The organism is Shewanella sp. SW1, assembly GCF_025653545.1.
GTDB classification, from domain to species: Bacteria; Pseudomonadota; Gammaproteobacteria; order Enterobacterales; family Shewanellaceae; genus Shewanella; species Shewanella oncorhynchi.
The window spans coordinates 81,671-93,875 of record NZ_JAKKSG010000016.1 but is presented as its reverse complement, the minus strand read 5'-3'; the positions used below and the strand labels follow the sequence as shown (position 1 = coordinate 93,875).

The following is a 12,205-nucleotide window of genomic DNA, read 5'->3' as shown; positions in this document are numbered from 1 at the left end:
GTATTATGTGGCTTTGCATTACTGATTTTTAGGCAAAAAAAAGCCGGATGATGAGTCCGGCCACAAAGAGTGTGTGTGAGCAATGTCGTGCTTGCAAACTCAGGAGCTCCATAACAACGTCGATTACCAGTCATCGTTGTTAAAGATGAGTTTTGGAACGCACGTTAACGATAATCATTCTCAATTGTGTTTGCAAGCTATTTATTGCAAAAAGTGCACATCTTTACAAATATCGTTTTGCCCTCATCCATTAACGGTTTAGATCGACTTGCACAGATGCAGTTTATGATCGACTAAGCTTTTAGGATCGGCTGCCAGTTCAGTAATTAAATATTGATTACTGATCAATAAATTAAGCATCGCAGGAAAACGATTCATCGTTTTCACCTGAATATGATTATAGCCATGGCGGCGTGCCCAAGTTTCTTGATATTCGAGTAGACTCTGCGCTAAGCCTAAACGTCTAAAGTCGGATGCAACGCCACCTAACCAGCTATAAAATATAGCCTCTTCTTGCTCATAACCCAGTTTAAACCCTGCCAATTCACCTTCTACATATGCGACTAAGATCAAACATGTCTTGCCCTGTAAGCGCTGGTCCAACACTTCGTTTGTGAGTGGGTGATCGAGCTCAGGGATTTGTTGGCTAAGTTCGATAAGCTGAGCGGCTAACTCGGGATTCAACTTGACTCTGCTTTAATTTCAATAGAATACATAGCTTACTCTCATAAAAAATCAGCCCCACTCGCGCGTTAACGGGAGCAGGGCTGAGCTATTAACTGGTTAAATTATAACAGGTCTGGCCAGTTGGGTTAATCAGGAAATTGATTCTTGCGGATTGGCTCGCAAAATCTTGTCCTGTAGGACTTTTAGCAAAACACCGTATGCCGGTAGGAAAAGGCCTAAGCTCACGATTAGCTTAAAGCCGTAATCAACGGTAGCGATTTCGGGCCAATTGGCTGCCATAAAGCTATCGGAAGAGGCGTAAAAGGCGATACTGAAAAAGACTAAAGTATCGACCAGATTTCCGACTAAGGTGGAGGCTGCTGGGGCGACCCACCAAGAGCGACTGGCTCGAATACGGGCAAAAACCTTAATATCCATCAACTGACCAATCAAATAAGCCGCGAAGCTGGCAAAGGCAATTCGGAACACAAAGGTATTCCACTCTGCAAGTGAATTAGCACCTTGAAAGCTGCCTTGATGGAACATCACTCCCATCACGTAGGAAATCATCAAAGCGGGGATCATAGCTTTGAGTATGATGCTGCGTGCGGCTTGTTGGCCAAAAATACGGACAGTGAGATCTGTGGCTAAGTACACGAACGGAAAGCTGAATGCCCCCCAAGTTGTGTGGTAGCCAAACAGTTGAAATGGCAATTGTACTAAGTAGTTGCTGACGCAAATAATCAGTATGTGAAATCCTACTAATAGGAATAAAGCGCGGCGAAGCTGCGCTGTGGTTAACATTAACATATGTGGCCTTTTTAGTTGTGTAGGGCGGGGTGAGGGAACCCGCTAATATTCAATTTATTATGTTTACGACTTTATTGCCGGTGACAGCGTGCTGAAATCGGGTCGCCATTATAGTGGTCGAGTTTTAAGATGCAAGTCTGCTGTTTAAATGTGCACATAGAATGAAAACTCTTCTACACTTTGAATACGTCGAAGGAGGATAGCCATGAGACGATTTTTTGCTACTTTTTGTTTATTTTTAGCTATGTTACCTGTATCTGTTTCCGCCGCTCAGCCGATAGTGGTCAATGTCGCAACGTCAACTTGGGAGGGATTTGCCAATCGTGATAAAACGGGTTACTACTTCGAGTTACTTCAGAGGATTTTCCCTGAGCCAGAATGGCAACTCAATGTACAGTTTATGCCTTTTGCCCGCAGTTTATATCTTGTTGAGCACAATCGTACCGATATCACGCTCAGCGTTTACAAGGGTGATATTAAAAAGGGGCTATTAACAGAGAATATGGTTGAAGTGGACTCTATCGATGTGGCTGTTACTGCCGAGGTGGCGGCAGGATGGACTGGTATTGAAAGCCTATCCCACAAGAAGGTTCAGGCCATGCTGGCCTACAGATACAATATGCTGACACCTGTGCCTATGTATTACGAAGAAAGTAGCGATATGCTGACTATGCTCAATAGCTTAAATGCTGGACGTATAGATGCCGTGCTAGATTATAAACCTAATTTGCTTACGTTTGTTCCTAAATTAAAGGCGCCACAAAATTTTGTGATTATTCAAGGCGTACTCAAGGCCGAAACCTATTTTGTTTTCGCTAACACCGAGAAAGGCCAGATGTTGAAACAACATTTTGACCTTGCACATAAGCGCTTAATCGATTCGGGTGAACAGGACAGGCTTTACCTTGAAACGATTGAAAAACGAAGGGCTGATGGCGCTGAATAGTCTTAATTTTTACTAGGCTTATTACATTTCGAATAGAATCGACATTATGGTTGCGAGTTTATTTTCAAGCTCTTGCCACTCAGCTTCGGGCTCAGAACCTGCAATAATTCCCGCCCCCGCAAATAGGTTAATCCGACCGGGTTCGATCAGCGCACTGCGGATCGCTACCGAAAACTCACTCTCATATTTATTGAAATAGCCGCAAGCACCGGCGTACCAACCGCGAATATAACCTTCACGTTGACGAATAAAGTTTAGCGCTGAATACCGCGGCAAGCCGCCAACAGCAGGAGTAGGATGCAGGGCTTGCAAAAGTTGGAAATCATTCACGCCCGGCTTCAATTCGGCTCGAATTGCACGGTGTAAATGTTGAATATGGTTCAGTTTAAAAATAGTCGCTAATTCATCGGCGCCAACATAATTGCTCAGCGGCGTGAGCATATTCACTATGTGGCTACGAACAAGTTGGTTTTCAACGCTATTTTTGTTGTCTTCTAATAAAGCGTTCGCCAGCGCAATATCTTCTTCTTGATTGAGACCGCGTACCGTTGTACCAGCAAGTGCCTCGGTAAATAGCTCCTGCTGACGGCGGCGGAATAAACGCTCTGGTGAGCAAGAGATAAAAGTGCGATCTGGGCTAAATTGAAAGCCAAACTGGAAACTATTGGGATTACGGCCCTGCCAGCAAGCCAGTACCATCCAAGGATCGATAGGTTCGTTGACTTCAAGTTGTGTTAAGCGGGATAACACGACTTTTGGGGTATCTTGATTGAACTTAGGATCCACCACTTGCTCGACTAATGTCTTCCAACGTTCAAAATTGGGCTTGTCACTGCGCCCAAGTGGAACGATCTTTTTAGGTGGCGAGAGTGGCTTAGCTGGCATGACGGCTTCGATAGCGCCGATGGCCTTATCTATCTCGCTATGGTGATCATTATCAGCAAAATTAAGATTCACTAATAGGCTAAATTTGTTACCACTGCGTCTAAATTCAATGCGCGGCAGGATAAAGCGGCTATTACCGAACTCAGGCCAAGACTCTATAGTGCGATCGAAGGCAACACCGCCATAGTAGCGAATATTCTGATTCGTCGATAAGGCTCGCTGCTCTTGGTAGGCCATGGCCAGTTGCTGATCATTGATTCCGGTTTCAAATCTAAAGTCTTTGCACGCCCCTATCGCCGCGACTTCTTCGATTCTGTCGCGCCCATGCCAGTAGATCCTTGGGTAATGAGCCTGGGATGCCAGCCATGAAATTAAAGGCATAGCGACAGTGTTTAGTGACAACTGCACTATCGGTTCCGTCGGTGGAACTTGCTTTAATTGAATGAGTTTGTCGATGAGAGACTTAAGGTCTTCAGACAGGGCATGAACGGGCAAATAGAACTCCAAAGATAACGGATGAAGGCGAAAGCTGAAGGTCACTCTGTCAGCGTCAGTAAATTCGACTCAGGTTAATGTCCTCTTTTACAAGCCATTTACCTGTAGTGATTTTAGTCTGTAAATAAGAATCTTTCGCTCAAATTAAAGGCCACGGTCGAGTGTGTCAAGATGTAAGGCCCTATCGTGTGACTTTCGCCATAGTCTCATTTTACGCTGATAAAAAATGTGACTTGAGTGGGTCTTTTTGTCGGGCAAGTCACCCTCGGTGGACATTTTGTCTCTTAGTCGCTAAATGTACTTTCCCTTTGTCGTAATTAGTCGATCTAGGTTGGTTTTTAAACGTTTTTCGGTTGAGACAGAATAATCGCGGTCCACAATAGCTGGCACATCTTAAATTTTCTACGTGACAACAATAATATGATTACCACGAATACCCTCTTTAGAGTGTCATCTTTAGCCTTAGCTATTGGTCTTAGTTTTACTGTTCAAGCCGATGAAATCGCCCGTGATCCGCGACTCAATATCAATGAAGTGATCGTCGTGCATGGTGACGGCGGAGAAGCCAGTGAAATGGCGACGACCCATTGGAGCATTAGTGAAGAAGAGATCCGTGCAACCGGAGCGCAAAGTCTAGATCAAGTCTTAAAGAATGTGCCGGGTGTGTACATTCGTGTTGGTGGTGACGGAACACCAAGGGTTGATATTCGTGGTTTTAAAACTCGCCATGTGACTTTGTTGGTCAATGGTGTGCCTATGAGCAGCGCCGACGATGGTCAGTTCGACCCGAGTATCATTCCCACAAGCCAAATCGCCTCGGTAGAAGTGTCTGTCGGCCCGACATCTGTGCTTTACGGTCCAAGTGGTGCGGGCGGCGTGATCAACATTATTACTAAACAGGGCAGTACGGCGCCAGCACTGGCGGGGCGCCTCGAAGCCGGCAAAGACAATACATTTAATGGCGATATCAGCGCCGCAGGTTCGGGTGACGATTGGCAAGGTTTGGTCAGTGTCAGTCGGCAGCAAACCGATGGTTTCCCTATGTCCAATGACTTTGAGCCGACACAATACCAAGATGGTGAGCTGCGCGTTAACTCGGATAAAGAAGTCACTAACGTTTATGCCCAAGGCAGTTACTGGTTATCCGACAAGACCCAATTGATTGCCAATATGGCGCTGCGCAGTGGCGAATGGGGAAAACCTGCCCGTGACGGTACTGGGAGCGGCAAGTTGAAATTCGAACGTACCGATGACTATGACGCCCATACTTTCCAACTGGGGTTAGCGCATCAATTTGATGACACTTTCACCCTACGTGGCTTTGGCTATCACAATCAAAGCGATACCTTAGAAGCCTCCTATGCCGATGAAACCTATCAGGCTGTTACGCTGTCGCAAGATGGGCGCTCGGTTGTGCAAGGCGTCAATCTGCAGTTAATCACAGACTTGCATACCGCGGGTTTATTCACGACCTCAGTCATTGCCGAGAAACAAAGCTGGAAGTCAGTCGTCGATACTTATACGGCTAATACAGGCAGCAATAATGGTGGCACTACCGGTTCTGGCGGCGGAACAGGCACAGGTGGTGGAACTGGCACAGGCGGTGGAACAGGCACAGGCGGTGGAACAGGTTCAGGCGGCGGAACAGGTTCAGGCGGCGGAACAGGCACAGGTGGTGGAACAGGTACAGGTGGTGGAACAGGTACAGGTGGTGGAACAGGTACAGGTGGCGCCGAGAACTTAAATGATTCCGCTTGGCTATATACGGCCGCGGCTGAGTATCAGTATCAATCTGAGCTGCAGTACGGCTTTACCTTAGGTGGCGCTTATCATTCACTCGACACTGCAGATAGTACCGATGGCAACTATTCGGCCATGGCCTCCAGTTATTGGCAGGCGGCGCAGGATTCTCGTTTAAGTTTAAGTGTGGCACGTAAAGTGCGCTTCCCCTCTATGGTGAACTTGTATTCACAGCTATCTGGTAATCGTGATTTAGAAGCCGAAGAGTCTAAGCATGTGGAGCTGGGTTTAGAGCAGAATCTGCCGGCGAGTACCGATTTCTCCCTTTATGGTTATTACACGGATGCGAAAAATTACATCGCCAAAGATGTCGATGGTTTCTACCAAAATATGGGGCGTTATAAGTTCAAAGGGGTCGATTTCCAAATCAATAACCATGCGATCGAGCACTTAGATCTGAGCTTCTCCTATAGTTTTCTCGATTCAGAAGAGATAGACGGCGACGATACCTTAGATGCCTTGCAATATCGTCCACGTCACCAGTTACGTTGGCAGATGAGTTACGAGTTTCCCTTCGAGACTCAAGTTCACCTCAACGTGGAGCGTATTTTAGACCAAGTCTATGCGACGCAGGTGAAGGTTGGCGGTCAGACCCAATATCAACAGCAGTCGTTAGACAACTACACCTTAGTGGACGTAAATCTGGTACAGCCATTAATTCGTGACAAGTTAGATGTTTACCTACGTGCGACTAACTTGCTGGATGAAAACTACTACCAGAGTGAAGCTCTGCCACAGGCGGGACGACAGATCTTCATCGGTGTGAACTGGCAGATCTAAGATGAAACTCCTAGCGCTCGAAGGCGTTAGCTTCAACTATGGTAGCCAGTTACCGACTGTATTGCAGGAGGTAAACTTGGCCATTGGCACTGGCCAATGCCATTGCGTGAGCGGTCCTACGGGCTCTGGGAAATCGAGTCTGCTAAACCTACTGGCGGGCGTGTTAAATCGCCCGCATGAAGGCGACATCTGGCGTTACCCACAACTGGTTACGGGTCTGGTGATGCAGGACCCGCAAACTCAGCTACTTCGGCAAACCGTTGGCGCCGAAGTGGCTTTCGCGCTAGAAAACCTCGGCATTCCCGCTGAGCAAATGCTGCCTAAAGTGCAATTGGCTCTGCGACGCGTGGGCTTGTATCTGCGTCTCGATACCCAAGTCAGCACGCTTTCCCTTGGTCAAAAATATCGTTTAATGATAGCCGCTCAACTGGTGTGCGAGCCGCATTTACTGCTGCTCGATGAGCCTTGGGCACAACTCGATGATCACGGTGTGAGTGAGCTGCTGGTCGTGCTCCGCAATCTTATCCAAGATGGCATGGCGCTAGTGTTGGTTGAACATAACGCCTCGGCCTTCGCTGAGATTATTCAGCATTACTGGCAGTTAGAGGCCGGCAAGCTATCCGAAGGCGTCTATACCGTGACCGATGCGCCGCAAACTGAGGCGCCTGCGTGGCGTAATCAGCCTAAGTTTGAGCACTTAGGTAAAGTCTTGGTCAGCGCCGAAGCCTTTGATTTTGGGTTCGATGCTTGTCCCACATTATTTGCGTGTCCGCAGGGATTTCAACTGCAGGCGGGTGAGATAGTGACCTTAGTGGGAGATAACGGCTCTGGTAAAACGAGTCTATTGAAAACTATAGCGGGCGTGCACAGTTTAAGGCAGCGTCTTCCCCTTAAAGTGCTAGGGCGAAGGCCTAAATTGGGGATTTATGGCGCTGAGCTGGGTCTGCTGATGCAAAGACCGAGTCGACAATTATTCGAGACCAGCGTGCTGGCCGAAATGCAGTTTAGCCTTAGGCGTTTTGAACTCCCCAAAGAACGCGCGGCGCAGATGTTGGATGAATTGGATTTATTTAGCTTAGCTCAGCTGTCGCCCCACAAATTATCCTACGGTCAACAGCACTTGATTGCCTTAGCGTCACTTGCCTGTTTACGCCCTAAGGTGCTGCTTTTGGACGATCCATTGGCGGGGATGGATAAGCATTACTACGGCAAAGTGTGGTACTTGCTGAAGCGGTTAAGCTCGCAAGGTTGCGCTATTTTGCTTAGCAGTCACAGAAGCATTGAACACAGCGCTGTATCACGGCAATTGAGTTTGCGTAATGGTCTATTGGTGGAGGAATTGATTGAAACAGGAGAGCGTTATGTGGGCTAGTTGTCGGCGCCTACGCGCGCTGCGGCATTGGAGTTATGAGCGGCGGGAAACGGCACTCTGTGCGTTGTCGCTGCTATTGGTGTGCGTGCTCTCAGCCTGTGCTTTTGTATTGCCCGCTGCTTTACTCTTGCCATTAGCTGGACTTAATGGACTGCTTGTTATCCACGGTTTGCTGCGACGCGGCAGTATTTGGGGCGTGCTAAAGCTAGGTTTAGTGCAATTGAGCATCACTTTGAGTCTGTATTTAATCCTCTATGGCGTTGAATATTTAGCCCAAGGCGCCGTGGTGGTTGCGCGTATTATTTTGGCGACCATTCCCGGTTGGTGGTTGTGTATTACGGCTGCTCCCGAGCGGATTGGTGAAGTGTTAAGTGCGTTTTTACCGACCAAGTGGGCCTTTGTGGTCGCGGCATCCTTAAGTTTATTGCCCTATATGGCAGATGAAATTCGCGAGATATATCAGATCCAGTGTCTGCGCGGGGCTCGCATTACACCTAAGGCGCTGCGTAACCCTAAAAATTGGTCCGAGTTGGTGTATTGCGTGTTGTTTCCCGTCTTAATCCAATTACTTAAATTATCTCGCCAGATGGCCGTTGCAGCGCAGAGCCGTCACTTTGGTTTAGCGCAACGGCCAACACATTGGCATTCACTGAGAGACAAAAATGACTAAAAAAATCCCGCTGAGTCTACAAGACTCCTTATTTGTCGGCTTTTGCGCCACCTTGCTGGTGGCATTAACGGGCATGTTAAGGCTGAAACTGGGCTTGTCTGGTCACAGCATGTTCCTGATGAGCTTCTTTTATCTGATCTGTTATGGCGTGTTAGGTCGTTTCGGCAGTATGACGGCATGCGGTGCTATCGCGGGCATAGTGGCTATGGCTTTAGGCGTAGGTAAAGGCGGGCCTATGATTTTACTGAAGTTTGCCTTGCCTGCCATAGCAATGGATCTCGTTGCCTTACTCTTGCCGCTCAGTATGAACTTGCATTGGCGCTGCGTGATCTTGGGCATTGCTGGCTGTATCGCTTGGGCAGGTAAAGTAGCACTCACCAATGTGCTTGCGGGCATGGCGCTGGATGTCGTGTTGATTCAATGGGGCTTGAGTGTATTAAAAGGCGGCTTCTTCGCCACTCTGGGCGCCTTGCTTGTACCGCCTGTGCTGACGCGATTAAAAGCTCATGACCTGTTACACCGTGATAAATTTTAAAAACCTTTTTAGAGCTTTAGGAAATGCAGATGAAAAATTGGCTGATTTGTATCGACGATACCGATGATATAGGCACTAAGGGTACGGGCGAAATTGCCGAGGAAATTGCCCATCTGCTCGCCAATATGTCGGGCGGCCATGCTTCCTTTGTGACGCGGCATCAATTGTTTGTGCACCCCGATATTCCTTATACCTCACATAATAGTGCCATGTGTTTTGCGCTGCGCTCGCCACTGACGCAGGCCGAGATCCATCAACATGCCGTTGCGCATTTGGTCGCGGAATCGGCTCCTGCGGCAGATCCTGGCATCGCCATACTCGATGTCGACTCTGACTATGATGCCGCGGCTTTAATGGATTTTGGCCGCAGAGCTAAGGTTGAAGTGATTACGAAAGCGGCGACCTATGATTTGGCTGAACAACTTAATATTCAGCTGACCGAACATGGCGGCACAGGCCAAGGTGTTATTGGAGCGTTAGCGGGATTAGGGCTACGTTTGATGGGCAGCGACGGTCGGGTAAAAGGCCAGATTAAACTTGGCCAATTTGAGGATGTTTCACTCGAACTCAGCGTTGCCGACATCCTAGAACAAACCGGACTTGATGCTGTGATGAGTACGGACAAGTATCGACTTGCGCTTGATGAGCGAGTGCAACTGAAGGGCAAAGTGAAAGCTGTATACCTTGATCACCAGTTTGTATTGCTCGTTCACCAAGAGGCAGAACAATGGCGCAATGCGGGCAAGCAAGCCCTGCAAGCCTACTAGAGCAAGTTTAGTGAAAGAGTTTAAAAAGAGAGTGCTAAATGGATCTCAACTTGGTCGAACATGCATTTGAATTAAAGGATGACCGCTGGATTTTTAAGGCGGGACTGGCTCAATATCCACAGGCGAGGCAAGTGGCCAAGCTGTGCACGCATTTTATCCCAGATGATGAAGACGAGCAGATCGACGATGAGCCCCGCTCCTGCTACAACTGCCAATATCGCCGCTGGATGGTCGCCGGTTTCGAATGCTTAGCCTTAGGCATTTATTGAAAAAGTGAGAGTGTGAAATGTGCCTTGCCTAAGCCTTAGGCCCTTATTCCATCGCATCCTGTTTAGGGCATTTTGTTTACCAAGAAAGTCTATGGTGATTTTCTAATCCTCGTCTTAGAATGCCCTTCACGTCTGTTCTATAATAATCAAAAATAACAACAGAACATTTGAGCGTAGGTCGCTTTTATGTCGTATGGTTAAGTTGATATTTTATTCGGGCACATCATCCTTGGGGTTGTAGATATGAGTGAGTCGGCAGAAACAGTTGAGCTTATCAAATTACCAGTGTCGCAATTGACATTAGGTATGTTTGTCAGTGCCATAGACAAAAATGATCAGGGTCAACTTGCTATTGCAAATGCAGGACAAATTAAACACAAGGATGCGATTTTAAAGTTAGCTAAAAGTGGTATTAAATTTGTTTGGGTAGACGCTGATCGTTCGGCTGAACATTGTGGGTTAAAGAAAAAAATCACTAACGATAATCAAACTGACAATAAAAAAGCGCTCATTAGCCGAGATAAGCAACAAGCTCAAGCTAAAGTCATGCTGACCGAAGCGAAAGACCTCATTCGTAAAGTCTTATCTGAGACCTTCGAAGGTAAAGCCATCGAAGTTGCCCCCTTCGAAGCGTTGGCCGATACCATGATAGAGTCAGTGATGTTGGATGCTGATGCGCTTAAATGTATGTCTGCACTCCGTTCAAAAGATGCCTATCTACTTGAACATTCAGTGAATGTCGCCTTTCTACTGGTTACCTTTGGTAAATACTTAAAGCTAGATAGCGTCATGTTACGGGAAATGGCGGTCGGCGGGATTTTGCACGATATTGGCAAGATTAAAGTCGACAATAAAGTGCTGCACAAGCCGGGCAAACTGACGCCGGAAGAATTTGAACATATGAAGCTGCATCAAGTGTATGCGCTTGAAATTATGAACGAAACTACTGGTCTGTCGCAGATCAGTAAAGATATCTGCTTAATGCACCATGAAAAATTAGATGGCAGAGGTTATCCAAGGGGTTTGAAGGGTGATGAAATCCCCCGCCATGGCCGTATGAGTTGTATAGTCGATATCTTCGATGCTTTGACAGCGACGCGATGTTATAAAGAGGCTATGAGCCCTGCCGCGGCCTTTAAAATTTTACTCAGTCTGACGCCATTCCATTTGGATCAAGAATTGGTCTATGAGTTTATTCGTTGTATTGGTGTTTACCCTGTGGGTTCCTTAGTTGAATTGTCGGATGGTCGTGTTGGTATTGTTTGGGCCTCGAAAGATAGGGATGCGCTACATCCAATCGTAAAGTGTTTTTATTCTTTAAAAGTAAAACGTTACACTGATGTCGCTATGGTGGATTTATTAAAATCTGAACTTTATATTGAACGCGGTGTGTCACCGAGTACATTAGATATCGATCCGACTCCTTTCTATTAATCTTCAAATCCTACCTTAAATGCCGGTCATCTGAGTCGATGGCTGGTGTGAATGATTGCAGAGCCTGCGCTAAAAACCGTAAACTGAAAGTATTTCTCTGGTCGAGCAATGCTATGAAATCACTATTTCCTATTTTTATCATTATCTTATCCTTGGCTTTGTTAATTCCAGGGGTGACTCAACCTATTTTGAGTATCAGCGGCAGTATCGATAAGGCCAAGCTGGCGGAACAAGGCATAGAGCAAGTTGCCCAAAGCTTTGATGAGGACTCTGGGCGTGACAGTGCCAGCGGTATGTTAAGCATGGTCAGTGGTTTGCTTGGGTTTAATAGTCTTAAAGGTGAAGTCCAAGTGTTGCAGAAGACTCGTAGTATTTGGGGGACGGTAACCGAACTTTATCACTCTGGTAATGGACTCGTCGCGGGATTAGTCATGTTATTCAGTGTGATAGTGCCAGCCTTGAAGTTGAGCTTAATGTTGGCACAGCAATGTGTTAGCTCGATTGGCCTGAAACTGAGGATTAATGCCGTCGTCAACGCACTCGCCAAGTGGTCGATGGCCGATGTGTTTGTGGTGGCGCTGATCATCACCTTTATGGCGGGGAACGCCTCAGGTGGCATGGGGGAAATGCTAAAAACACAGGCGCAATTTGAAAATGGATTTTACTTCTTTACCGCGTACTGCATTTTATCGATATTGAGTGGTTTTTTAGTGCGTCGTCCTACGCCAATTCTTTAGCTATTTTAAAGGCATACTGACTTTAATAACAAAGTCAGT

At 46.9% G+C, this 12,205-nt stretch carries 11 protein-coding genes and 1 pseudogene; 9 read left to right on the top strand and 3 right to left on the bottom strand.

What is annotated here, in order from left to right:
* Window positions 1–258: 258 nt before the first annotated feature.
* Window positions 259–716 (bottom strand): annotated as a pseudogene (locus tag L5M71_RS15260) (GNAT family N-acetyltransferase).
* Window positions 717–816: 100 nt separating this feature from the next.
* The gene (locus tag L5M71_RS15255) at window positions 817–1,476 is read right to left on the bottom strand and encodes a 7-cyano-7-deazaguanine/7-aminomethyl-7-deazaguanine transporter (protein WP_263208540.1); all 660 of its coding nucleotides are present in this window, start codon (window positions 1,474–1,476) and stop codon (window positions 817–819) included.
* Window positions 1,477–1,681: 205 nt separating this feature from the next.
* Here L5M71_RS15255 and L5M71_RS15250 point away from each other — a divergent pair, with 205 nt between their 5' ends.
* Window positions 1,682–2,422, top strand: a complete 741-nt coding sequence (locus L5M71_RS15250; protein WP_263208536.1) for a substrate-binding periplasmic protein — start codon at window positions 1,682–1,684, stop codon at window positions 2,420–2,422.
* A gap of 21 nt (window positions 2,423–2,443) precedes the next feature.
* On the opposite strand, the gene L5M71_RS15245 is transcribed toward L5M71_RS15250, so the two are convergent.
* The gene (locus L5M71_RS15245) at window positions 2,444–3,802 is read right to left on the bottom strand and encodes an isochorismate synthase MenF (protein ID WP_263148633.1); all 1,359 of its coding nucleotides are present in this window, start codon (window positions 3,800–3,802) and stop codon (window positions 2,444–2,446) included.
* 420 nt (window positions 3,803–4,222) lie between these two features.
* Here L5M71_RS15245 and L5M71_RS15240 point away from each other — a divergent pair, with 420 nt between their 5' ends.
* The 8 genes from L5M71_RS15240 (at window position 4,223) to L5M71_RS15205 (ending at window position 12,166) form a co-directional block, all read left to right on the top strand.
* Entirely contained in the window at window positions 4,223–6,382 is a 2,160-nt protein-coding gene (locus L5M71_RS15240; RefSeq protein ID WP_263208534.1) for a TonB-dependent receptor plug domain-containing protein, read from the top strand.
* Between the two features lies 1 nt (window position 6,383).
* Entirely contained in the window at window positions 6,384–7,754 is a 1,371-nt protein-coding gene (locus L5M71_RS15235) for an ATP-binding cassette domain-containing protein (RefSeq protein ID WP_113940175.1), read from the top strand.
* A complete protein-coding gene (locus L5M71_RS15230) occupies window positions 7,744–8,424 on the top strand; it encodes an energy-coupling factor transporter transmembrane component T (RefSeq protein WP_263208532.1) in 681 nt (226 codons plus the stop codon). The genes L5M71_RS15235 and L5M71_RS15230 overlap by 11 nt, the downstream gene beginning before the upstream one ends.
* Entirely contained in the window at window positions 8,417–8,959 is a 543-nt protein-coding gene (locus L5M71_RS15225) for a hypothetical protein (RefSeq protein WP_012588933.1), read from the top strand. Before L5M71_RS15230 ends, L5M71_RS15225 begins: the two co-directional genes overlap by 8 nt.
* 29 nt (window positions 8,960–8,988) lie before the next feature.
* Window positions 8,989–9,726 (top strand): DNA-binding protein, encoded by a 738-nt coding sequence (locus L5M71_RS15220; protein WP_113940177.1) that lies wholly within the window; start codon window positions 8,989–8,991, stop codon window positions 9,724–9,726.
* A gap of 38 nt (window positions 9,727–9,764) precedes the next feature.
* Window positions 9,765–9,995 (top strand): hypothetical protein, encoded by a 231-nt coding sequence (locus L5M71_RS15215; protein WP_113940178.1) that lies wholly within the window; start codon window positions 9,765–9,767, stop codon window positions 9,993–9,995.
* Window positions 9,996–10,238: 243 nt separating this feature from the next.
* The gene (locus L5M71_RS15210; RefSeq protein WP_263208530.1) at window positions 10,239–11,429 is read left to right on the top strand and encodes an HD-GYP domain-containing protein; all 1,191 of its coding nucleotides are present in this window, start codon (window positions 10,239–10,241) and stop codon (window positions 11,427–11,429) included.
* Window positions 11,430–11,542: 113 nt separating this feature from the next.
* Window positions 11,543–12,166: a paraquat-inducible protein A gene (locus L5M71_RS15205; RefSeq protein WP_263208527.1), complete on the top strand. Its 624-nt coding sequence runs from the start codon at window positions 11,543–11,545 to the stop codon at window positions 12,164–12,166.
* Window positions 12,167–12,205 lie beyond the last annotated feature (39 nt).